Consider the following 24646-nt stretch of genomic DNA (forward strand, 5'->3'; position numbering starts at 1 on the left):
CCATTGTTTCATCTTGAAAATTTTATCAAATCAGACTGCCGCCATTGACGCGAAGCACTTCGCCAGTAATCCATGACGAAACTGACGAGCTGAGAAATAAAACCGCGGTTGCAATATCTTCCGGTTCGCCCACTCTGCCAAGCAACGTTCTTTCCCCGACCAGACTTTTGTGTCTTTCGTCGGTAATGTTCAACATCGGCGTATCGATCGGACCTGGGGATACGACATTCACCCGAATACGAGCGTTTGCCCCCTCCCTTGCGAGCGACTTGCTAAGAGCGATCACTGCTCCTTTGGAAGCGGCATAATGCGCAGCAGGGCGAATGCTGCCATATTCTCCGGCTGTGGACGCAATATTCACGATGGTTCCGTTATTCTGCTGCCTCATCAGCACAATCGCTGCGCGGCACATCATAAACGTTCCTTTGAAGTTAATATCAATCATCCGGTCAAGCCGCTCTCCGGTAATTTGTTCAATGTCTCCTTCATCCCATATCGCTGCACAATTAATAAGAATATCCACCCGCCCGTAATGGGACGACGCCTTGCGGAACAGTGCCGCCACATCCGCCTCGTTCGAAATATCCGTCCGCACAGCAATTGCCGTCCCTCTGGCAGCGAGGATCGTCTGCTCTGTCGCTTTCAGATGCTGTTCTTGAATATCGCAAAGTACAAGCCTGACACCCTGTTCCGCCAGACGGCGGGCGATATGCCGCCCGATGCCACCGCCTGCTCCTGTTAATACGGCAACTTTCTGTTGCAAATCCGTCAATTGCATCGTTTTCCCTCATTTCTTAGTAAACGGTTGACATTATTAGTGCAAATAAAGCGATCTAGCCATGAAGCAGCGCTTCCTGTATTTCCATAATGGCGGCTGTTGTTCCTTCATAACACCATACTTGGCTGGAGTCTCGGATGCTTTGCTTTCCCGCTCCGGCATCCATGGCTGGTGTATGATACTCCAATTCACCGAAATTGCCGAGATCGCCGCTGTCGTTGTAGCATTGGAGACAATGTCCCCTTGCTTCTGGATCATGCGCGGGTGCGTCCAGATAGTTGCCGGACGGTTCGACCTGAAATTGACGCACAAGCAGGTTCGCGCGGCCGTTTCCATAATGGCGTACATAAGCTGCTCTTCCCTTAACGAACGGTGCTTTGATGGATATTTTATGCTGGGAGCGAGCGTCCAAGCGAAAGTGCACTTCCCGTTCGTCAATCTGCAGATGCGACTTTCCCGTGTGTGCAAAGAAATCATCCACATCCGCTCTCCCGCGAGTTGGAACGACGATATCTCCGCCTGCCGGCAACTGCATAATATTCCATAAGGCGATCGGCATATTGGGAGCATTCTCCTCCATTACGAGGCCGGATTCCACTTCATACCCTGCGAACCGGCAATTGCTTGCCTTGACAGGATCGTTCACGCAGCGTATCACTCTGTTCATCCGCACCGATGCCTGCAAGCCGGACCGAAAAGCATGCACTTGTGCATGCTGCTTCAACTCCAAGGAGTTTAGCTTCGGGTCATAGACGCTTTCATAAGTTCCGGGATCAATCGATTCCTGAATCGAATAACTGTCCCAGAACGCATGTCTGTCCCGCACGTTATATTCGATTTCCGGACTGAGCCACATTCGGTCCCCCCCGGTATTCCATTCCTTGCCAATTCCAGTTTCGTCACCCGATTGCTTTCGATGTTGAAGCGTCAACAGCGGGTTTACCCATAAGTGATTGTTCGTTTGCTCATCTGTAAATACGCCAATCACTCTTGCTCCACGCTCCAGAACGACCACGATGCCTCCGTGTCGGTTCACAAGACTGTGATGACGCCATTCCAAAAGCGTGAGTGCGCGAAGGAGCGTCGCATATTCCATAGTCTAGCCTCTCTTCCCAAGAAGTGATATTTCCCCCTGTTGCATCAGCATGACTGTCGTATGCGGAGCTAGTCTGCTCACCTTTTCAACGAAGAAAGCCGGATCTCCCCCGGAATTGGCCGGCAACATCCAATAATGGCATGGCGTCACCATGCGCGGACACAACAACGCTACCGCCTCCGCTGCTTCATCATCGTTCATGTTTCCATATTTCCCGTTGATCGGTACGATCAGCAGATCTATATTGAAGCGGTTACGAAGTTCTCGAAACTGTTCCTCATGGAAGCTCGTGTCGCCCATATGGTAAATGACAAATCCGTCAAGTTCGACCACAATTCCGACCGCATCCGGAGCCAATTCTCCGTGATCGGCGAATGTTCCATGGATCCGCATAAAGTCGAGATCGTGTTCGCAACCGCTGGTTAAAACTTCGCATCTGTCGCGTTTTATGCCCAGAGACTCAAGTTGTCGTATGGACGCAGGAGGAGCGAAAAAGGAAAATGCGGTGTTTTTCAATGCGGAAATCGTGACGGCATCCAAATGATCATCGTGATGATGGGTAAGAAGATACGCGGCCGGATTCAATCGGTCGATATCGTCCGGGGTCATTGGAGCCGGCATAAGCCGCTTGAACATTGGTCCATGATTGTGCTCGCACAAATCTGATAGATAGGGGTCGATAACGATGTATTTTCCGAGATGCGATTTCAAAAAATACCCTGCTTGCCCAAGCCACTGCACAGCGATCTGGCCGTTACCTACGGCCGCTTCATCGATCTGTCTGACTGTCCCCGCCACAGTTCTTCCCCTCCTCAACTGCAAAACTTAATTCTGATTACCCTGTCTAACGCACGTCAACCGGAAGAAACAACTTGGTGCTCGATCCCCCGTCAGCAGTGATGACCTGTCCAGTAATATAATCGGCTGCGTCTGAAGCGAGGAATACGACAAGCGGCGAGATGTCTTCGGGTCTCCCAATACGTCCTGCCGGAATATAACTTCCGAACTGCTCGGCGTCGTACCATGGTTGGCCGATGAATTTATCCACCTCTACTGCTCCGGGAGCCACTGCATTCACTGTAATACGTGAAGGCGCCAAATCCAGCGCCAACTGCCTCGTAAGCGCATTAATCGCACCTTTGGTCGCAGCATATACCGCATATCGCGGCATCGTCAGTTGTCCATGAATCGAACTGATGTTGATTACTTTTCCGCCGCCCTGCCGGATCATTTCTTTGGCGCACGCCTGGGTACAAAAAAATGTCCCTTTCAGATTCGTGTTGACCACTTGCTCGTAGAATGACTCTGTTACGTCAAAGAAATTTTCTGTTGGGTCAACCGCCGCATTATTTACCAGAATGTCAACCCGGCCGTAAGTTTCAATCGTCCTGCCGACGAGCCGCTCGATGCCCTCCATACCAGAGATATCCGCCCGGACGGCGATCGCTTCATGCCCTGCATCTTCAATAACACGAACAGTGGAGGATGCCCCCTGCTCGCTGTTGGCATAGTTTACAACGACTTTTGCTCCCGCTGCCGCCAGTTGCCGGGCAATATCGCTTCCGATTCCGCGGCCGGCTCCGGTAACGATGGCCACCTTTCCCTTTAAAGAACCCATGCAACAACCTCCTATATCTGAATGACAAAACCGTATGAATCACCATGGGCGTACTCATTATATCGATTCCTAAATCATTTTGTCAACTGTTTACCATTTTAACTCTTGATGGCGCCTGGGATGCGGCCAGTTCGATCGTCTGCAGCCGTCGATCACTGCTGTATCTCAATCCCCCGCGGAAAGGATCGCAAAAAAAACGAGGAGTATGATCGTCCGCCAGCTTATCAAATACACGACGTGTGACCGGGCCCATACGGCATGTTTGAATTCATCGAATGTTTTCGGAATTTTCAGACCGTATTGATCGAACATCCGTTTATTGTCGATCGAGGGGCAGCGGGTACTCGCCAGCAATTATTTGAGAGCCTCTAGTTCGATCTGAAAAGTGATGGGACCTTTCGTCAGTCCGAGTTGTATCGTTTCGTCCCGGCAAGGCACCGGGGTTCCGTTAACAACAGCTTGTACTATACCATACTGCGCCGGGAGCCGTACATGCAGATAAGTCTGAGCCGGACGTTTGCTGCCTGTACCGGTCAAGGAGCACGTTCCCTGAATGATGCTCTGCGTCTTGTCGAATTGCAACCTATAACTTACTTGCCCAAAATGGGTGTTCATCGCGACGACGCCGACAGGCTGGCCGCTGGTCAGCCATTCTCTGTCAATGCCCTGGGCCAGATGAAGAATATCTCCTTTCTCCATCAGTAGAGAGTTTCGCAACACGCGCACGATAGCCAATGGAGTCCACAAATGTTGCCGATCACCGGTGCATGTGTTCGTTCCGGGCTCCTGGCCACGCTCTTCACACCAGGTAATCAATGGGGTTCCGTGATTTATCGCTCTGTACAAATATTCGACAGCGGCATCTCCATCCCCTCTGACCAGATGCGCATTCGCTAAATCATCCAGTGCGGCAGATACCCACATCCCCCCTTTGAGCCCGCCGGTATCCACCGGCAATCCACCCAAGCTCAGATGGTTCTCCATATATTGAATTGTGCCATTGATCCATTCATGATCTTCCGGCAATAAGCCGGTAGGATATAAAGCATGCAGCGCACCCCAACGACTACCCGACGTGTTATTGGACGACGCCGGTATCCAGCGGCTGCCGTCTGGAGCGATGATGGTACCGGAAGACAACGATTCCAGAAGCGCTTTTCTCCCTTCCTGGTATATCTGCGACAGTTCGGCGATATGCTCGTCTTTCCCCAGAATTTCGGCAGCTTCCAGTGCCAGCTTGTCAGCATACACCGCCCAGATATTATGCGGATAAAAAACTCCGAAGTGGTCATCGCCGTTGAGGAGACCGCAATCTCCCATCCCCCGTGGCATCAGACCCCGCTCAGCCAGTTCTTCAGCGGAATATCGCGTACTGTTTCGCATTCTCTCCTGCCAGCGCGAGCTGGCTAACATGCGTGGAAAAGCAAGCTCAAGATAAGCTTTGTTATTCGTCAGCCTGTAATGTTCCATTATCGTATGTGATTTAAACCCAGTGCCTCCCCACATCGTGAAGGTCCATCCTTTGGCCCCCGTCCAATCCCCATCCTGTTCCTGTTGTTCCATAAAAAAGCGGATCCCTTGTTCCGCTTCCTCCTCCATGCCAAGCTGATCCAGGACGATCGGAACCTGGGATGGTTCGAAAGGGTTGGTGTTGCGGTATATTTCCGTCCCGCAGACCGAAGCAATATAGCCGTCCGAGAAAACCTCTCGCATAACGAACAAATCTGCAAGAGAGGCTTTAAATGCCAGGAAGAGGGCCGGATCTGGAATTAACGTCTTATGTGCCGGTTCAACACGCGATCTCCATGCTGTGATGGCAGAGTTCCACTCCGCATCCCAATCCGCATCCTCTAGCTGCTTCAACTCGCTCATAAAGGCTTCATGAGGTCTTATGACCCAACCTGATCTCTCTTCTCCCGGCGCCAATTCCCAAATCATTGTGAATTGCTTCATTCCCGCTATGAACCGATCCGCACCCAATCCGAGAACCAGAATCCGGTCGGCACGATCATTGTGCCCAGCTTGAAGCACGTTCGCGGTACCCCGCGGGTCGACCCAGGCCGGGTTAAAACCGCCGCCTTCATTTCGCCCGCATCTGATCGAATATTGCCTGGAGCGCTCTCCCGAATTCCGTACCGTAATCTTTACCAGCGTAGCGGAAGCGGTGCCCGCCATCGCAAGCGAAACCTGCCCCTCCTCATCCCCAAATTCCTGATATAAAATCGGCAGCCATCCCTCTAGACGTCTCCAGCTATGCGCAACGAGATCACTTCCGTCTGCTGCTACGCTAAACCGGACACTCCAATTAACTTTTGGTACGACGCACGCTCCTATTTCATATTGGTCCATCCGATCATAAGTCCACTTCATCGTTACACCTTCACGATCCGCATCGAGCAATGTTTTGACCCCATGATCCGGCAAAGCGGCTGTTAGTCGATGCGGGGTGCCGAATGCGAACGCATAATCAATTTGTTTCAAGTAATGGTCCCCTTTCTGTTTATCCTGATCAGTATGATCTGCATCATCAAACTGATTGTAGCCGCTTACAAAAAAATTGTCAACAGTTTTCATTTATAAGTTTAGGGGGATGAAATTTGCTCACAAAATTCCAAAAGCAAATGTAAGCTAGCTGGCCGTCGGCACATCCGCCGGAATTCATGCGTACAAGATGCCTGGCTTATGCAGACAGTATTTCATTGATCAAAAAAATAGCGCCCGATTCCCTCCAGGGAAACAGGCGGCACGTACCGGCGCCGTTCCGATTGCACCTTTGGCCGCGTCACTTTCCTTTCAACTGCTTGGAAAGCCGCTGCGCCAGTTCAACCTTTGCGCCCAATATATGATTGTCCAAAATTTTGTAGCAGTCTTGATTTTTTTGAATAATCGCGTCTGCCAGTTCCTTGTGCTTCTTGTAAAAGTCAAAAAACGAATCGTACGTCGTATTGGCGATATTCAAAATCGTATACAGCAAATTGGACATCGTATCCCACGCGCGCTGCATTTGCTGATTTTCCGCCATAATCATAAGGCTTCGATGGAACTGGATGTCAAGAGCCGTAATTTGCTGGGCCGATATTTCTTCCCCTTTATTGTGAATGTCGCGGATCATTTCCGTAATTTCGAGAATCGGTGCATAGCTGACCATCGGGTTTTGCAAAATCAATTCAAGCGCTTTGTACTCCATCATAAGGCGAAAATCAAACATATCCTCGGCGTCTTTATTGGAAAATCCGACGATGACCGTCCCGCCATTGGGAAGCGTTTTGACAAGCCCTTCTTGCTCTAACATTTGCAACGCCGTGCGAATGGGGCCGCGACTGACGCCGTATTCGCTCGACAACTGGGTTTCCACCACGCGGACGCCCGGCTTCAGATTTCCCAAAATGACATCGAGACGAAGCTTGCTCAAAATATCTTTAGTTAAGATCGTACGTTCGAACGGTCCAAATGATTGTGGTTTCACATCGATACCCTCAATTCCGTATATAGTCTATATGTTGAAATAGTACCTAAACTCAGTGAGTGGTGTCAACAACACTTGGATATGGATTCCGTTGTTACGGCCACAGTCAGGAGGCTACCCGCTTGCGGCGATTGAACATGTCGATCAATACGGCCGTAATCATGACGACGCCGATCGTCACCGTCTGCCAGTGAGTGTTGATGCCCAAAAAGATCATCCCGTTGTTCAGGATCATCAGGATCATTACGCCGATAAACGCTCCGATCATCGACCCGGAGCCGCCCAGCAGACTGATTCCGCCGACGACGACCGAAGCGACAACCAGCAGTTCCCAGCCGGAGCCGATCGTAGGGGATCCCGTCAGCAGCTCGAACGACATCAGGGTTCCGGCCAAACCGGATAAAACCGAGCACAAGATGAAGGCGGACAATTTCATTTTCATGACGGATATGCCTGCGAGTCTGGCCACTTCCTTATTGTCCCCGGTCACATACAGATTTCGCCCATACACGGTCTTGGTCAATATAATGTGAAATACGATTATCAGCACAAAGAAGCATAAAAACGCCCACGACGTTCCAAGCGGAGAGAGGGAGCTAAACGTGTTGATCGCGTCCGGCAACGGGTAAATCGGATAGCCGTTCGTAATGATGTTGGTAAATCCTTTTGCAATGTACAGCATGCCGATTGTCGCGATAAAAGAAGGTATGCCGAATTTAACGCTCAAAACACCGTTAACCATTCCCGCAACCGCGCAAACGAGAATGCAGAGCAGCACCGCCAGGGCGGGGTGGATTCCGTGCGTCATCATCCAGGCTCCGGAAATCGCCCCGAGGCCGGCAACTGATCCGACAGATATGTCGATTTCACCGGTCAATATGACGAGCGTCTGCCCGATCGCCACCAGCCCGATAAAGGCGGACGACCGTAGTATGGAGCCGATATTGTCAAACGACAAAAAAGAAGGGTTGAGCAGGCTGAACGCAATGACCAAAATAACCAAAGGAATAATGGCTCCGACTTCGCCGGACAGTTTATTCATACGGCTGTATAAACTAGATTTCATATTCATCGTTCCCTCATTCCTACTCAAAGTGAGCCGAGCGCGTCGCCGAGAGCATGACCCGTTCTTCCGTCGCATCCGCCTTGTCAATCTTCTCCACGACAGCGCCGTTAGCCAAAACGATGCATCTGTCCGAAAGCGCTAGCAGCTCTGGCAAGTCGGACGATACCATGATGACCGACAACCCTTGCTCCACAAGTTGGTTGATGATCGTATAAATTTCGTTTTTCGCGCCGACATCGATTCCTTTGGTTGGTTCGTCCAGCAGCAATATCGCAGGCTCGTTGTTCAAAGCCCGGCCAATGACAACCTTTTGCTGATTGCCTCCGCTTAACGTTCCGATAAGCGCTTCGATGCCCGTCGCTTTCACCTTCATTAACTTGTAGTACCGGTTTGCCACGGCATATTCCTGGCCCGGTTTAAGAAATCCGTATGCCGAAATGTGCACCAAATGGTTGATCGTTAAATTTCGCTTGATGGAGGACAAAAACAGCATGCCGTCTTTTTTTCGATCTTCGGTTACCAAAGCAAATCCATGCTTCATCGCATCACGTTCGTTGCGGATTTTGATTTTTTTGCCGTTCAGCCATATGTCGCCCTTCTCCCAGGGAAGCCGACCGTACAAAGCGTTCAGCACCTCGGAACGCCCCGCTCCTGTCAGACCAGCAATGCCCAACACTTCTCCCTTGCGGAGCGTAAAGCTGATGCTGTCGAGGCTAAGCCGATTTTTGACTTCGGGGTGCGCAACCGTCAAGTTCTCAACGCGGAGCAGTTCCTCTCCAATATGGTTAACCCGTTCAGGATACAAGTTTTTAATTTCTCTACCCGTCATATCCCGAACGATCCATTCTTCCCGAAATTGGCTTTTTTCGTAGGTTTGGATGCAGCGACCGTCTCGCAATATGAGCGTCCGGTCGCAAAGCTGAAAAATTTCCTGCATTTTGTGCGTAACGAATACAATGCTCGTGCCGTTTTTTTTCAAACCTTCCACGATTCGAATCAAGTTTTCCACTTCGTTAACCGTAAGCGAAGTCGTCGGTTCATCCAATATGAGTACTTTGGGCTGAAGAGAAAGCGCTCTGGCAATCATGAGCAGCTGTTTCTTGCCTACGCTCAGCAGCCTGGCTTTCATGGCCGGGTCGAATTCGAAATGGTATTGCTTGAACAACTCGCCGGCGGCTTCGTTCACCTTTTTCATATTGACCCGCCATTTTGAACTGTTCACCGAGCTCAAATGTCCGGCAAATATGTTTTCACCCACGCTTAAGCTGTCGAGAACGTTCGTTTCCTGCGGGACGAAACCGATCCCTTTCCTTTGCGCGTCGTGCGGAGACATGAACTTGAGCTGCCGACCGTCGATCCAAATTTCCCCTTCATAGGTACCGTATGGATAAATACCGTTCAATATTTTGAGCAAAGTCGATTTTCCTGCGCCATTTCCGCCGATCAATCCAAGTACTTCACCTTTGCGAACATGAATGTCAACCTGATCGAGCACCGTGACGCCGGAAAATTGCTTTCGAATGTTTTTCGCCTCTAGCATAATTGCGCGATCCATAGCCGTCACCTCTGATGAGCGACACAGGCTCCCGCAACGATCATGGGGACCCGTGCCTCTTCTCGCTTATTTTTTGAAATATTCTTTGACCTTCATAATAATTTCTGCGTATTTGTCAATGCCTTCGGCCGTCACGACCGGCGCTTCCAACGGTTTGAAGTATGGCAATTGCTCGCCGCGAAGAAGCTTGTCGAGAATTACAACGCTCTCTTGCGCTTCTTCATACAGCGGCTGTGCTACAATGCCGTAAATTTTGCCGCTCTTGACAAGATCGATGTTCTGTTCAGTATAGTCCATGCCGATGCAAATCAAATCCGATTTCCTCGTCTGGTCTTTGGCCCCTGCCCAGGTTGCTGCTCCTCCGCCCGTTGTTGAGAAGGCGCCGACAAGGTCATTGTTGGATTGGATAATGCCGACCGCCTTGCCAACCGCGATTGCCGGATCAAAACCTTCTTCGATCGGCGCGAGCACTTTAATATCCGGGTAGTTGTCGTACATCATTTTCTTAAAGCCTTCGGCCGCTTTGTTTTCCAATATGTTGAAGCTGCCTTGGGTAATGGCGACGGTGCCTTTGCCGCCGACCTTTTCTGCGATGGCTTTGGCGGCGTCCTGGCCATACTTGTACGGATCTGCGGTCAAGTTGACATCAAGGCCGGGCGCTTCTCCTTCCGCAACAGGGAAGTGCGGAACGACGACTTTAATTTGGGAGTCCGAAGCTTTTTTGATGAAAGGGAAAAATGATTGTTCATGCGCCCATACGAGCATCCCTCTCACGCCTTTCAAAATTCCCGCCTCCCCCATCGCAATCGCATTGGCGGAGTTTGCGTCATCCCCAGCCAAAATTTCCGCCGGGTAGCCGAGCTCCTTCGCTTTCTCCAAAAAGCCGATCTGAACGATGTTGTGAACAGGGTGGCCCTTCAAAATCATGACGATCGCAAGCGGATGGTCTTTCGGATCGTAAGCTTTGTCTCCCCCTTGCTGAACTTCCGCCCCTGATGTATCGGAAGGTTTCGCCTGTTCAGCATTTTTCGAACATCCCGCCACGATCAGCATAACCGCAGCCAACATAATCGCAAGCCACTTCCTCATACCATTTAACCTCCCGAGATCTTTTCAGATAATGCAACATGCAGCAAGTCCAACCGCTTACGTCCCCTGTCCCCCTTTATTTAAGCTACAAAACCGAAATGAAGCGGTTACATTTCTGGGCCAATAAGTTTTTGTTTTCGCCCTCATTGTAAATTAGTGCGCATATATTGTCAACTTTTTTGTTCATTTGTATACATTAAATTAGTTTTGTCAACATTTTTTAGAGGGTCATGTTTCAAACAGCAGCTGTATATGTTCAAAACAACGGTGTTTACCCGAGATAACGTTGCCGATGCTTTAACGGCCCATCATGCCGGCGAAATTCGTCTCAAAGTAATCGGGCACAGTCTCTTCCCTCCTCATGTTACTTCAAATTTTTTCCAGCTATGCTCATTCCGCAAATGACGATAATAAAGTTTCAGGCCTCATTGCTTGGGGCAGGATGAAATGAGCACAATTGGATACAAATTTGCTAGAATTGGGAATGTTCCCTGTCCAGCGGATAACGCTATCATATGAGTCAGGAGGATGATACAAATGAACAAGCAAATCCAAGTTACTATTTGGAATGAATATCGGCATGAATTAAGCAATGAAGTCGTTAAAGGCATCTATCCGAAAGGAATGCACCAGGCAATCGCCGACGGAATCAGCTGCGATCAATTCGCCATTCAGACGGCAACGCTTGACGAGCCGGAGCACGGCCTGACCGAAGAAAAGCTGAAAAACACCGATGTACTTATCTGGTGGGGGCATATGGCGCACGGCGATGTGCAGGATGAAATCGTTGAGCGCGTGCAAAAACGCGTACTGGAAGGTATGGGACTGATCGTGCTCCATTCCGGTCATTTCTCCAAAATTTTCAAAAAGCTGATGGGTACATCGTGCGATCTGAAATGGCGCGAGTCCGGAGACAAGGAGCGGTTATGGGTTGTATCGCCTGGCCATCCGATCGTTCAGGGCATCGGCGAATATTTCGAGCTGGAGCAGGAGGAAATGTACGGAGAGCATTTCGATATTCCTGAGCCGGACGAACTGGTGCTCGTAAGCTGGTTTGAAGGCGGCGAAGTATTCCGCAGCGGCTGCTGCTACAAGCGCGGCTTGGGCAAAATTTTCTACTTCCGTCCAGGACATGAAACATTCCCAACCTATTATAATGAAAACGTGCTGCGCGTGATTGCCAATGCTGTTCACTGGGCTGCACCGACCGGCGATACTCCGCCGCGTTACGGCCATTTTATCCCATCACTTGAGCCAATCAAGGAGAAAGGTTAAGCGGTCAAATGACGACTCTGAAAATAGGTGCAGTGGGAACGGGAGGTATTTTCCGGCATGCACATGGTCCTGGCTGGGCCGCGGCTCCTGAAGCGGAGCTTGTCGCGCTTTGCGATCCGCATCTTGCCTCGGCAGAAGCAATGGCTGCTGAATACGGGGTAACAAAGGTTTATGCCGATTATCGCGAAATGCTGGAAAAAGAACAGCTGGATGCCATCGGCATCTGTACGCCTAACCTGTATCATTCCGAAATCGCCATCGCTGCCCTTGAAAAGGGCCTGCATGTATTTTGCGAAAAGCCGGACGCGATTAATCCGCTCGAAGCGCAAAGGATGGCCGATGCAGCTGAGCGATCCGGCAAAATTTTGATGACGATGCGCAATAACCGGTTTATGCCTTCATCAAAATTTTTGAAAAGCTTTATCGAGAGCGGCAAAATGGGAGAAATCTACACCGGCCGTACAGGCTGGGTACGCCGCCGCGGCATTCCGGGCCTTGGGGGCTGGTTTACGAACAAGGAGCTGGCAGGCGGCGGACCGCTTATCGATCTGGGCGTACACATGATCGATCTGGCCATTTGGTTAATGGGCAATCCGCGTCCGATAGCCGTATCGGGAGCTGCCTATAATAAATTGGCGCAAGCTATACTTCCTTCCACACAAAGTGATGGCGGCAACGGGTTCAGCGTGGAGGATCTGGCGACCGGCTTTATCCGTTTTGATAACGGCGCTACGTTGCAAATTGAATTCAGCTGGGCATCGAATATTGAGGAAGAGCACCGTTTTCTCGAGCTGCGCGGAACATCGGCCGGATGCAGCATGAGAGATGGAGAGCTAAAGCTGTTTACTGAAATCGAACAAGTCCAATGCGATATTATTCCGCGCTTCAGCAGTACTAACGAAAGCATGCACAGCGCGAATATCCAGCATTTTGTCGATTGTGTGCTTGGCAAGGCAGAGCCGATTATCAAACCGGAATTTGGCGTAGATATGATCAAAATTTTGTCTGCCATTTACGAGTCCACACAAAAAGGAATGGAAATTCGTTTGTAGTAAAATTTGGGCGATTTTATAAAAGATCGAGTTCAGGGCTTGAAGCCCTTGAACTTGATCTTTTTTCGGCTCAAAAGCTTGACCTGTCCCATATATTTTAGTTGTTGACAAAATTGTTTCTTGAGCGCAAAATAAGAACATGAAAAACATCACGGACTAATTTTCACAGAATTGTTCCAGTGAAAGGTGTGAACAATATGTTTATGGGAACTGAACAAACAAAGGAAAGCCATGGATGGCTGCGCAATAGCAATGACGTTAGTTTGGAGGAAGTTAATAACACGGTACGCATTCCCCGCAAGGCCGGATTTTGGCGCAAATTTCTTGCCTTTGCCGGTCCTGGCTCACTAGTCGCAGTCGGATATGTCGATCCCGGCAACTGGGCAACCTCAATCGCCGGCGGCGCCCGCTTCGGCTATACGCTGCTATCGGTCATTCTAATTTCTAACCTGATCGCGATGCTGCTGCAAGCCTTATCTGCGAAGCTCGGCATTGTCACCGGCAAAGATCTGGCTCAGGCGACAAGGGATGCAGTGGGCAAAAAGACAGCCACATTCCTTTGGATATTAACCGAGCTGGCGATTGTCGCCACCGACCTTGCCGAAGTGATCGGCTCAGCCATCGCGCTAAATTTATTATTCGGCATTCCGCTGCTGCTTGGCATCGCCATTACGACGCTTGATGTGCTGCTGCTATTATTACTGCAGAAAAAAGGCTTCCGCTGGATTGAATCGATTGTAATCGTCCTTATGGCAACCATATTCTTAGTCTTCGTTTTTGAAGTTATCGTCTCCAGGCCGGAAATGTCCGCATTACTTGGCGGCTATGTGCCAAAATTCGAAATTGTCACCAATCCGGAAATGCTGTTTATTTCATTGGGGATATTAGGTGCAACCGTCATGCCGCATAATCTGTATTTGCATTCATCCATTGTGCAAACCCGTCAATACGCGCGAACGACGGAAGGCCGCAAGGAAGCATTGAAATTTTCGTTTATCGATTCCAACCTGTCGCTGTTCTTCGCTTTTCTGATCAACTCGGCCATTCTCATTCTTGGCGCGGCTGCTTTCTACGGCACCGGTCTGGATGTATCCGAGATCGAAGGCGCCTATGAGCTGCTCAGCCCGACGTTAGGAATCAGCATTGCCGGCACCTTGTTCGCCGTCGCTCTGCTGGCCTCCGGTCAAAACTCGACGATCACCGGCACACTGACCGGACAGATTGTCATGGAAGGCTTTATCCGGATGAAAATCTCGCCTTGGCTGCGGCGTCTGATTACCCGCTTGATCGCGGTTGTTCCAGCATTTATCGTGACATGGATTGCCGGTTCAAAGGGTACCGGCGAGCTGCTACTCTGGAGTCAGGTTATTCTCAGCCTGCAGCTGCCGTTCGCGGTTGTGCCGCTCGTGCTCTTCACCAGCGACAAACGCAAAATGGGCGAATTCGCCAACAAGACGTGGATCAAAGTAACCGCCTGGACATCCACTGCCGTCATTGTTGCCCTTAATGTTTTCCTCGTCGTTTATATTTGCGTTACTGGACAGGAGTTATGATAAAGCTACCAGTCTCAATATAAAAGGATTCCATCCCGCAGACCTAAGTTAGTCTGTAGATGGAATCCTTTTTTCGGCTTCATATGCGTCGCCCGCCTTCTTCACCCAATCGAACAAATATAGTATCGTATAGAACTCAAACATCCTCATTTGAAGCCCAGCCTCGTCAGGTTCGTTAGCGCTAAAGCAAAAAGAGCTGAAACAAGCGCTTAAGTTTCCTTAAGTAAACTTTTTGTTGTCAATGAAACTCTTTTGTTGTATAATAAAATAAATGTGTGTACTAAAAAATGATTGCCAAAGCAAATTTTTTTACTTTAAATGTTTCCCTAAAGAAACTTAATTTCCCCGAGGAAAGAGGTTTGTCTATCTGAAAATCCATTCATACGCTTCACTTCACCCAATCTGAACTTTGAAACTATAAATAAGGAGAGAATACTATGCCCTCATTTCCATTTTCATCAACTTCCCCTTCCCGCCTGAAGCGCGTGCTGCTGGCTTTCCTGCTGGCCTTGTGCGTCGCTGCCCTTGCAGCTTGCGGCAACAAAGAGAACACACCGGCTGCCAAGGAAGGGCAAATCAAAATTACGACGACCGTCGGTATGATTACCGATGTTGTAGAGCAAGTTGGCGGTGAGCATGTTAAAGTAACCGGGCTGATGAAGGCCGGGGTCGATCCGCACTTGTATAAAGCTTCGCAAGGCGATATTCAAAAGCTCGACGAAGCTGATGTCATTTTCTACAACGGCCTGCATCTGGAAGGCAAAATGGTTGAAATTTTCGAGAAAATGGCCAAGAAAAAAACGACTGTAGCCGTATCGGACGATATTGATCACAGTACGCTGCGCACCGGCGCCGAGAACGGAATGGATACCGAATATGATCCCCATATCTGGTTCAATGTCAAGCATTGGATGAAGGCGACGGAGACGATTCGCGAGACGCTCGTCAAATTCGATCCCGATCATGCGGACGACTATAAAAAGAATGCAGAAGCTTATTTGGCACAGCTGAAGCAGCTCGACGAAGAGGTTGCCGAGCAAATCAAGACGATTCCGGAAGGCAGCCGCGTGCTGGTGACTGCCCATGATGCTTTTGGTTACTTCGGCGATGCCTATGGCATGCAGGTTATGGGGCTTCAAGGGATGAGCACCGCATCTGAAGCCGGCACGAAGGACGTTACTGATCTGCGCGATTTCATTGTAGAGCATCATATTAAAGCGGTCTTCATCGAATCTAGCGTTCCGCGCAAAGCGATTGATGCTGTCATTCAGGGTGCGAAGGAAAAAGGGCACCAGCTGGAAATCGGCGGCGAGCTGTTCTCTGACGCCATGGGCGAAGAGGGAACTGTAGAAGGTACGTATATCGGTATGGTGCGCCATAATGTCAATACGATCGTGAAAGCACTGAAGTAAGGCCTGCAAGAAGTAAAGGAGGGTACTAGAGATGAAAGAACAACATCCGTTAACAGTGAAAAATATTTCGGTCGCCTATCAGAAAAAGCCGGTACTGCGCGACGTCTCTTTTGATGTGCCGGAGGGCAAGCTGATCGGGATCGTTGGCCCGAACGGCGCCGGCAAATCGACTTTGATCAAAGCCGCTCTCGGCCTTATACCGCGCCTGTCCGGCGAGGTATCGATTTACGGCAAGCCCTATGCGGAACAGCGGCGGCTTGTCGGCTACGTGCCGCAGCGCGAATCGGTCGATTGGGACTTTCCGACCAATGCGCTCGACGTCGTGATGATGGGACGCTACGGACATCTCGGCTGGTTTAAGCGGCCGGGCCAGGCCGAAAAGCGGATTGCCATGGAATGTCTGGCCAAGGTCGGCATGGCTGATTTTGCCGACCGGCAAATCAGCCAATTATCCGGCGGGCAGCAGCAGCGGATTTTTCTCGCCCGCGCCTTGGCGCAGGATGCCAAGCTGTACTTTATGGATGAGCCCTTCGTGGGCGTCGATGCCGCTACGGAAAAAGCGATTATTACCTTGTTAAATGAACTGAAAACACAGGGCAAGACGGTACTCGTCGTGCATCATGACCTGGCTACGGTCAAAGAATATTTCGATTGGGTCATGCTGCTCAATGTGAAGCTGATCGACTTTGGCCCGGCGGAACGGGTATTTACGACCGAACGGCTTCAGGAAACGTATGGCGGCCGCTTGACGATGCTCGAGCGCAATGACCAGACAGCTCTGATTACGAACGGGAGGTGACGGCAATGCAGGATTGGTTACGTATTTTTACCGACCCGAATGCCCAGTGGATCCTGTTCGGCTGTATGCTGCTCGGGCTTAGCAGCGGCGTTATCGGCAGCTTTGCCTATTTGCGCAAGCAGTCGCTTATGGGCGACGCATTGTCCCATGCCGCATTGCCGGGCGTGTGCATCGCCTTTATGCTGAGCGGCTCCAAGTCGATCTTTCTGTTTTTGATTGGCGCGACTATCGCGGGGATTATCGCCACCTTCGGGATCGGCTACATTACGCGCAACACGCGCATCAAGCAGGACTCCGCGCTAGCGATTGTGCTGACTGTCTTTTTTGGCCTTGGTATCGTACTGCTGACCCAAATTCAGCACAGCGGCAACGGCAACCAGAGCGGGCTGGATAAATTTCTGTTCGGTCAAGCGGCTTCCATGATGAAATCCGATGTCATCATTATGGCGATTATTTCGGTTTTTCTGATCGGAGTTTGCTCCCTTCTCTTCAAAGAATTCAAGCTGCTCAGCTTCGACCCCGGATTTGCCCGCGGCATAGGCTATCCGGTCGCTTTTATGGATCAGCTTATTATGTTTCTGCTGGTCGTCGCGGTTGTTGTCGGCATCCAGGCCGTTGGCGTCGTTTTGATGGCCGCCCTGCTAATTACGCCTGCCGTTTCCGCGCGATATTGGACGGAAAAGCTCGGCTTAATGGTCGTCTTGGCCGGCTTGTTCGGCGCACTCAGCGGACTGTTCGGCACCTTTATTAGCGCCAACGGCAACAACCTGCCGACAGGGCCGCTCACCGTGCTGGTGGCAACTGCTATTTTTGTCATATCCGTCATCGCCGCGCCGCGGCGCGGCATACTTTCCAAAGTGCTGCTGCGGGCCTCAGTAAGAAATAAAGTTAGGCAAGAATCGATGATGCCGGCCGTAGAGCGCAGGAAGGAGGAAGCCGTATGAGCACCTTTTGGATTATCTTGACCGGCGCTCTCGTCGCCAGTACATGCGGTATCGTCGGCTGCTTCCTCGTTCTGCGAAAGATGGCGATGATCGGCGACGCGATCAGCCACTCTGTCCTGCCGGGCATCGTCATTGCCTTTCTGGTCAGCGAATCCCGGGACTCGCTGTTTATGCTGCTTGGCGCCGCTGCGCTCGGTCTCGTGACCGTATTTTTAATTCAGCTTTTCCATCAAAGCGGCGTGCAGTCCGATGCATCGATCGGCGTCGTCTTTACGGCACTCTTTGCTGTCGGCGTCGTGCTGATTAGTATGTACACCCGGCATATCGATCTCGATCTCGACTGCGTGCTTTACGGCGAGATTGCCTATGTGCCGTGGAATACGCTGGAAATCGGCGGCGTGGATATTGGGCCGAAAGCGGTATGGGGCGTCGGCCTGGCGCTTCTGTTATGCGTTATCGTCATTAGCGCCTTTTATAAGCAATTCAAGATTTGCTCCTTCGACCCGGCAATGGCGGCTGCCGTCGGCATCCCTGTCGCCTTGTTTCACTATTTGCTTATGGGGCTCGTGTCCGTCAGCACAGTCGCTTCCTTCGAAAGCGTAGGCGCCATTCTTGTAGTCGGCATGCTGGTTGTACCGCCGGCTACCGCCTATATGTTAACCGACAAGCTCGGGCATATGATTGTATACAGTATTGTCATCGGCTGTCTCAGCTCAGTAGCGGGCTATTATGTGGCACATCTGCTGGACGCCTCTATTGCAGGCTGCATGATTACAGTTGCCGGCGTATTTTTTGTTATCGCGCTGCTGTTCTCGCCAAAGCATGGTGTTATAATTCGCAAATTCAAGCAGAAGCGGCTAGTACAGGAAAATCAGTTCTAATCGTAAGAAGAAACGGCTGACGCCGTCCTTGGCGCGAGGCAAGTTTCTTCCCCTGAAATTTTATAGAATTTGCCGAGTGAAACTTATAAATTCTATAAAATCAAAAAAACCGTCAAGCTTCTTCCGCTTTATCGGAAAGCTTGACGGTTTTTCTCACTTCGGCAGCCCGTTTACCCACTGCGTGAACACAGCCCAGAACTTGTCATCCTCATTTTCGATGCGCTGCATGTTCGCTAAACGGATGGCCTCCTCCGGATAATCGGTTACAATGCCGTCTACACCCATGCCGAAAAATTGCTCCATTTGCTCGCTCTCATTGACCGTCCAGACATAGATCTCCTTTTTATGGAGCTGTGCTGCGGCCACTGCCGTTTTCTTGACCAAATATTGCTCCATCACTACAAAATCAGCCTTAATATGCTCCATTTGCGGAACGCCGGCAAACATGATATATCCGACCTTCAAACCCGGCTCCGCTGACTTCACCTGCTGCACAATATTATAGTCGAGTGATTGAACAATGCATTCCTCCATAAAGTTTTGCTCATGCAGCGTTTTTAAAAAGGCTGGTACTAAATTCCGCTCCTGGCCATGCGTTTTCAGTTCAATATTCAGTTTTATTTTTCCGCGCGCAGCTTCCATGATCTCCGGCAGGCTGCTAATTTTGCCGACAAAATCCCCTTGTCTGACATCGAGCTTCCTCAGCTCATCCATCGTCATATCATACACTTCGGCATTATGGCCGGTAAGCCGCTTCAAGTTCGTATCGTGAATAACGGCAAGCTGGCCATCCTTCGTCTCCAACACGTCAATTTCCGCGAAATCGGCCCCGGCTCGTATAGCGCCCTCGATTGCTTCCAACGTATTTTCGGCTCCAGCCGCGATGTAGCCGCGATGCGCCATGATGATCGGCTGCTCCTGCCGCATATTGAACTCTCCCATTGCCGGTATGAGCAGCAGACTGGTTCCGAGCGCAACAAGCAGCATAAGCGCAATAAGTTTGCGCCGATGCTTGCGCAGCAGCCCTCTCTTCAGAAAAGGCAGCGCGTCAGCGTCGGCGGGGTGATCCGCCAAATCGAGAACGGCATCCCCCGGCTTCGCCTTGGTCATATAAAGTCTGGTTAAAGTTGTCATGTACAATGGAATGACGACAACAGAAGCCAGATAAAGCGAGAGCACGACGCCCTTGGAGAACAGCGAATGCACGAAACCGGTATAGCTCGCCTGCTGCGGCAAAGTAAAATGAAGCAAAATAAATAACCCGAGCAAAATGACCAATATAATGACAAAAACAAACAAATATAAAAACATCGTCAGCATCGTCACCATAATCATTTTCAAATAGCTTTTGCGCTGAATGGCCGCGCTTCGTTTGGCCGCCTCCCAAAAGCCGCTCTTCCCCTCAATAACCATCGCATGAAGCAAAAAGGTCCAGCGTATATTAAAAAAGATTATAACGGCAAAGGCGGCAAAATAAAGCAGCGATCCTTGTCCGGTCTTAAACAGCTCGCCGGAAATAAAATTGGGAATTTCCAGCGTTGGCAGCAGCGACGGTCCAATCCCGTCACTAAGCAGCGGAATAATGAGCAGCAGATAAAGCGACCAGCCGACAAAGCCGTATTTGAACAAGGAGGGCAAATAACTGATCGCTTGAAAAAAGGCCGGGATAATGCCGATCTTCTTCTTGTGCTGCCCATAGAAAGAAATAATAATTAAAACCGCAAATTCCAAAAAGATCAGCGCCGTTGCCAGCGGTATAAGAATCAGCATGCTTAGCAGGCCATAGCGGCTTAAAACGAAACGCAGAAGCTCATAATTGGTCGCCCCGGCAAACCCGCCCATACTAAGCAATTTGTTAAAAATGACCGATATCATCGGCAAAAAAATAAAGATGGCCATCGTCTTATAAATCAGCTCAAAAATAAAAAGCTGCCGAAATGTAAATAGCATCGTTTTTAAAATATCGGCCATCATCGGAAAAATACGAGTTTTCCGGGTCTTTTGCATCTGACACACCTGCTTAAGAATAGAAATTCAAACGACTCCGATATTTATAAATTTTAACATATTTTCGAGGTAAAAACTGCATTTTCGACCAAGACTGGCAAATGTGACAATCCGATGACCGGCAAGCATTATATATTGCGTCATAGACTTGTTTCCCGTTATAATAAATTTGTTAAATTCAATAATGAACGGGTGTTTACTAATGCAATATTTAAAGGATGATGTGAAAAACAATATTTTGCAGGCTGCCTTAGGCGAGTTTAGCCGCCACGGCTATTTAAAGGCGTCCATGCGGCAAATCGCTACGGCTGCGGGTGTAACTCCAGGCAATATTTATCGTTATTTCAAAAACAAAGAAGACTTGCTTGACGAGCTGCTACATCCGGTTCATCAGCAGTTTGCCAGCTACTTGGGCGATATTCAAGCCGATATTGAACAGAACTTTCCGGGAAACCGCGCAAGCGACGGGAATCCCCTTCTCTACTGCAATATTATTGAGGATATGATTTTGAAATTGATCCAACATTCCAACACGGAATTTCGCATCATGCTCAATCAAAGCGAAGGGTCCAAGTATGAGAAAGTAAAGCAGGATGTTACCGGGGTCATTGTAAATATTTTGGAAAGAGTCATGCTCCAGTTACAACAAGGAGCGCCGCTGGCTGCAGATGCTTCCCAGTGGATTCATGTTACTGCGTCCACACTTAACGAAGGGATTTGCCTGATCCTGCGCGATTATGATGACGGGCAGACGGTAAGCAGGCTTATTACTGAACTGCTGCATATTTACACTGTTGGCATTAGCAAGAAGCTAAATCTTACAGAATAGATGCCGCCAGCGCTGTAATCAAGCCTATATGTAGAGTAACAACAGGCCCTATTTGAAGGAGAAGGAGTTGAGACGTCAATGAATCGCGTTATTAAATGGAGATGGACGCTGCTTGTGCTATGGCTCGCCGCAACTGTGCTGCTGGTGGCCATCCAGCCGGACACGAATGCTATTTTGCGGCAGCGCGGGCAAAATCCCCTTACTGAGGATAGTCCATCACAGGTCGCTGCCCAAATATTGCGGGAAATGAGCGGCTCTAAAATCGGAGCAAGCGATATTATCGTCTTTCATAACCCCGATAAGCTGACAAGTACCGATATGCAGCAAATTGAGCAAGGCATCGCACAGGTTAAAGCGAAGCAGACGGAGCTCGGCGTCGATGAACTGCTTGACCCGTTCTCTATGCCTGACGCCAAATCGTCCCTTGTATCTGAAGACGGGACGACACTTATGGTAAGCTTCCGGCTTGATCGGCTTGGACGGGAAATAGAAGATATTCAGGCCGAGTTCGATGGAGTGCTCAAGGATGTAAAGACAGATTATTACCTGACCGGGGAAGATTTTATTCAGAACGATTATATCCGGGCATCCGAAGCCGGGGTTGAGAAGAGCGCGTTACTTACTGTAGGCTTCATCCTGCTTGTGCTTATTGTGATGTTCCGTTCGGTCATCATCCCATTCGTTTCCCTGCTTGCTGTCGGCATTACTTATCTTTGTTCGATGGGCATCGCTGCGCAAGTGATCGATAAGCTGAACTTCCCCATTACGAGTGTAACGCAAATGCTGCTAGTCCTGATTTTGTTCGGGATTGGCACAGATTACAACATATTGCTGTTCAATCGTTTCAAGGAAGAGCTCGGCCACGGGCGAACAGTCGATGAAGCGATCGTCGTCACCTACCAAACTGCCGGAAAAACGATTTTCTACAGCATTTTAACGGTTTTCATCGCTTTTGCCGGATTAAGCTTCTCTACCTTTGGCATTTACAAGTCGGCCAATGTCGTCGCTATCGGAACGGCGGTGCTGCTCTTGCAAATTTGGACACTGACTCCTTTCTTTATGAAGACGATCGGTCCCAAGCTTTTCTGGCCTTCGAAGAAGGGAGCCGGACATAAGGAAAGTAAATTCTGGGCTAAATTAACAGCCATCGCCGTTAAAAATCCGCTTTTCACTACGGTAATTATTGTTATCATCATGATACCGGTGCTGATGTTTAGCGGCCAAAAGCTAAGCTTCGACCAATTGAAGGAGCTGGGCAACGGCTATCAATCCACGCAGGGCTTTACGATTGCTGCCGAACATTTCAGCCGCGGTCAGGCATTGCCGACAACGGTTCTCGTCAAAAACGACAAGCCGATGGATAACACTGATTCGCTCGCCGTCATCGATGCAGTAACCGAATCGCTAAAAAGCATCGAGGGCGTCAGCAAAGTAGCCGGCGTCACCCAGCCGGAATCGAAGCCGATCGAGCAATTCTATATCAGTTCCCAGACGGAAACAGTTGCAGAAGGCATCTCAGCAACGAAGGACGGCGTCGATCAAATTCAGGACGGCATTAAGCAGATGAACAACAAGCTGGTCAGCCCTGATTTTTCGGAAGTGAATAAGCTGGTCGATGGCACAGGTGAAATTCATCAGGGCTATTCGCAAATTGCTACCGCGCTTCGTCAGGTCGGCGACGGAATCGCTCAAGGCGCAAGCGGCGCAGAGCAGCTTCAAAGCGGCATCGCCAAGCTGAAGCAAGGAATGAAAACTGTATCCGGCCATACCTCCGAGCTCAGCAAAGGATTAAATCAATTGCAGCAAGGTTATGTGGCCATCGCGGACGGCTACGGCCAATTAGAGCAGCAGCTTCCGGGCATTCAGCAAGGTCTTGCCGGCATGAACGGTCTGATCGGCGGTCTCGGCGCAAAATACAGCGATCTGCAAACCGATAAGCAATATTTGACCTTGAAGCAGACCGGCGCAACGCTGGAAACCGGTCTTGCTCAGATTATCGGCGGCATGAAAACATTGCAAACGAATCATAAGCAATTAAATCGCTCGTTCGCCGAAGCGACAAAAGGATTAGGGCAAATTTCCACCGCGCAATCGGAAATGACGACAGGCCTCACCCAGCTGGAGACTGGGGCAAAGGCGCTTGCCAGCGGGCTCCAAAAAGGCGCTGCAGGCAATCGTGAAATTACGACTAATATGAAAAAGCTGAATGATGCGCTGAAAACAGTACAAACCGGTCAACAAAAGCTCGGCGAAGGGCTGAACGGTCTGTCTGACGGCATGAATCAGCTTAAGGATGGATTGAGCAAGAGCGGAAACGGTCTTGGCGATATATCCGAGGGATTGGGCAAAACCGGCGATTTTATTACCGAACTGAACAGCTCCAAAACCTTTTTCATCCCGCGCGAGGCGCTTGAAAGCGAGGATTTCGGCAAGTCGCTGGACAATTTCATGTCCAAGGATCGAAAAATCGTCAAATGGATCGTCATACTGGATAGGGACCCTTACTCGCCGGCTGCACTTGATACAGTGGCCCGCATCAACGCAACCTTAGCCAATTCGCTTAAAGGCACTGCGCTCGATCAAGCGCAGTTTGGCGCCACAGGTCCAAGTTCTACAACCTATGACACGAATGAAGCGCAGGTCGATTCGTTTACGAGTACAGCCATTATCGTCATTGTCGGCGTCTTCCTGGTGCTGCTGCTCGTCATTCGCAAATTTTGGCCGGCTGTCTACATTGTTGTCGCCTTGCTTGCTTCTTATTATGTCGCCATGCTCTCCTCGAATTATGTTACAGAGCATATACTGAAAGCCGATGGCGTATCTTCATTCGTACCGTTCTTCTCCTTTATCGTCATCGTCGCAGTCGGCGTCGATTACAGCATCTTCTTAATGATGCGCTACAAGGAGCATGAGCACGAAGCACCTGGCGTCGCCATCGTGGAAGCAGCCAAGCATGTCGGGGGCGTCATCATCTCCGCCATGGTCATCCTCGGCGGCACTTTCGCCACCTTAATGCCATCCGGCCTTGTTTTGCTAATCGAGCTGGCCAGTGCGGTCATTGTCGGCCTGCTTGTTCTATGCTATGTGTTGCTGCCAATGCTGCTTCCTGCTCTGCTTGTACTGCCTAATTCCTTAAAAAGCAAAAAATCAGGCGAGCAAAAGCAGGTTTACTCCAACAACTTCTAAAGTACAACGAATGAGCTCAGATCGATTGCCCTTTTCGGGC

Annotated in this window: 19 protein-coding genes; 9 read left to right on the forward strand and 10 right to left on the reverse strand. The window is 50.0% G+C overall.

Annotation, left to right across the window (positions count from 1 at the left end):
* Window positions 1–25 precede the first annotated feature (25 nt).
* The 9 genes from ACFQ0N_RS22560 to ACFQ0N_RS22600 form a co-directional block, all read right to left on the reverse strand.
* Window positions 26–778, reverse strand: a complete 753-nt coding sequence (locus ACFQ0N_RS22560) for an SDR family NAD(P)-dependent oxidoreductase (RefSeq protein WP_379330448.1) — start codon at window positions 776–778, stop codon at window positions 26–28.
* A gap of 55 nt (window positions 779–833) precedes the next feature.
* Window positions 834–1874 (reverse strand): DUF6786 family protein, encoded by a 1041-nt coding sequence (locus ACFQ0N_RS22565; protein ID WP_379330450.1) that lies wholly within the window; start codon window positions 1872–1874, stop codon window positions 834–836.
* Window positions 1875–1877: 3 nt separating this feature from the next.
* Complete coding sequence (locus ACFQ0N_RS22570) at window positions 1878–2672, reverse strand: MBL fold metallo-hydrolase (protein WP_379330452.1); 795 nt, start codon at window positions 2670–2672, stop codon at window positions 1878–1880.
* Between the two features lie 46 nt (window positions 2673–2718).
* Window positions 2719–3492 (reverse strand): SDR family NAD(P)-dependent oxidoreductase, encoded by a 774-nt coding sequence (locus ACFQ0N_RS22575; RefSeq protein WP_379330454.1) that lies wholly within the window; start codon window positions 3490–3492, stop codon window positions 2719–2721.
* Between the two features lie 354 nt (window positions 3493–3846).
* Window positions 3847–5973, reverse strand: coding sequence for a hypothetical protein (locus ACFQ0N_RS22580; RefSeq protein WP_379330456.1), 2127 nt, complete (start codon window positions 5971–5973; stop codon window positions 3847–3849).
* A 301-nt stretch (window positions 5974–6274) separates the two neighbouring features.
* On the reverse strand, window positions 6275–6958 hold the full coding sequence (locus tag ACFQ0N_RS22585; protein ID WP_379330458.1) for a GntR family transcriptional regulator: 684 nt from the start codon (window positions 6956–6958) through the stop codon (window positions 6275–6277).
* Window positions 6959–7064: 106 nt separating this feature from the next.
* Window positions 7065–8024 carry an ABC transporter permease gene (locus ACFQ0N_RS22590; protein WP_379330460.1) on the reverse strand — a complete coding sequence of 320 codons (960 nt, stop codon included), beginning with the start codon at window positions 8022–8024 and terminating at the stop codon, window positions 7065–7067.
* A 19-nt stretch (window positions 8025–8043) separates the two neighbouring features.
* Complete coding sequence (locus ACFQ0N_RS22595) at window positions 8044–9579, reverse strand: sugar ABC transporter ATP-binding protein (RefSeq protein WP_379330463.1); 1536 nt, start codon at window positions 9577–9579, stop codon at window positions 8044–8046.
* Window positions 9580–9645: 66 nt separating this feature from the next.
* Window positions 9646–10668 carry a sugar ABC transporter substrate-binding protein gene (locus tag ACFQ0N_RS22600; protein WP_379330465.1) on the reverse strand — a complete coding sequence of 341 codons (1023 nt, stop codon included), beginning with the start codon at window positions 10666–10668 and terminating at the stop codon, window positions 9646–9648.
* A gap of 537 nt (window positions 10669–11205) precedes the next feature.
* On the opposite strand from ACFQ0N_RS22600, the gene ACFQ0N_RS22605 reads away from it, so the two are divergent.
* From ACFQ0N_RS22605 to ACFQ0N_RS22635, 7 genes are all read left to right on the forward strand, one after another.
* Window positions 11206–11943, forward strand: a complete 738-nt coding sequence (locus tag ACFQ0N_RS22605; protein ID WP_379330467.1) for a ThuA domain-containing protein — start codon at window positions 11206–11208, stop codon at window positions 11941–11943.
* An 8-nt stretch (window positions 11944–11951) separates the two neighbouring features.
* Window positions 11952–12995: a Gfo/Idh/MocA family protein gene (locus ACFQ0N_RS22610; RefSeq protein ID WP_379330469.1), complete on the forward strand. Its 1044-nt coding sequence runs from the start codon at window positions 11952–11954 to the stop codon at window positions 12993–12995.
* Between the two features lie 197 nt (window positions 12996–13192).
* Window positions 13193–14548 (forward strand): Nramp family divalent metal transporter, encoded by a 1356-nt coding sequence (locus ACFQ0N_RS22615; RefSeq protein ID WP_379330471.1) that lies wholly within the window; start codon window positions 13193–13195, stop codon window positions 14546–14548.
* A gap of 437 nt (window positions 14549–14985) precedes the next feature.
* Window positions 14986–15960 (forward strand): metal ABC transporter solute-binding protein, Zn/Mn family, encoded by a 975-nt coding sequence (locus tag ACFQ0N_RS22620; RefSeq protein ID WP_379330473.1) that lies wholly within the window; start codon window positions 14986–14988, stop codon window positions 15958–15960.
* A gap of 31 nt (window positions 15961–15991) precedes the next feature.
* On the forward strand, window positions 15992–16759 hold the full coding sequence (locus ACFQ0N_RS22625; protein WP_379330475.1) for a metal ABC transporter ATP-binding protein: 768 nt from the start codon (window positions 15992–15994) through the stop codon (window positions 16757–16759).
* 5 nt (window positions 16760–16764) lie between these two features.
* Window positions 16765–17703 carry a metal ABC transporter permease gene (locus tag ACFQ0N_RS22630; RefSeq protein WP_379330477.1) on the forward strand — a complete coding sequence of 313 codons (939 nt, stop codon included), beginning with the start codon at window positions 16765–16767 and terminating at the stop codon, window positions 17701–17703.
* Window positions 17700–18584 carry a metal ABC transporter permease gene (locus ACFQ0N_RS22635; RefSeq protein WP_379330479.1) on the forward strand — a complete coding sequence of 295 codons (885 nt, stop codon included), beginning with the start codon at window positions 17700–17702 and terminating at the stop codon, window positions 18582–18584. Before ACFQ0N_RS22630 ends, ACFQ0N_RS22635 begins: the two co-directional genes overlap by 4 nt.
* 153 nt (window positions 18585–18737) lie before the next feature.
* On the opposite strand, the gene ACFQ0N_RS22640 is transcribed toward ACFQ0N_RS22635, so the two are convergent.
* Window positions 18738–20591, reverse strand: coding sequence for a glycerophosphoryl diester phosphodiesterase membrane domain-containing protein (locus ACFQ0N_RS22640; RefSeq protein WP_379330481.1), 1854 nt, complete (start codon window positions 20589–20591; stop codon window positions 18738–18740).
* A gap of 202 nt (window positions 20592–20793) precedes the next feature.
* Between ACFQ0N_RS22640 and ACFQ0N_RS22645 the strand changes: the two genes are divergently transcribed.
* Window positions 20794–21420 carry a TetR/AcrR family transcriptional regulator gene (locus tag ACFQ0N_RS22645; protein WP_379330483.1) on the forward strand — a complete coding sequence of 209 codons (627 nt, stop codon included), beginning with the start codon at window positions 20794–20796 and terminating at the stop codon, window positions 21418–21420.
* Between the two features lie 78 nt (window positions 21421–21498).
* Window positions 21499–24606: an MMPL family transporter gene (locus ACFQ0N_RS22650; RefSeq protein WP_379330485.1), complete on the forward strand. Its 3108-nt coding sequence runs from the start codon at window positions 21499–21501 to the stop codon at window positions 24604–24606.
* Window positions 24607–24646 lie beyond the last annotated feature (40 nt).

This window comes from Paenibacillus sp. GCM10027626 (genome assembly GCF_042676285.1).
GTDB lineage: Bacteria > Bacillota > Bacilli > Paenibacillales > Paenibacillaceae > Paenibacillus_Z.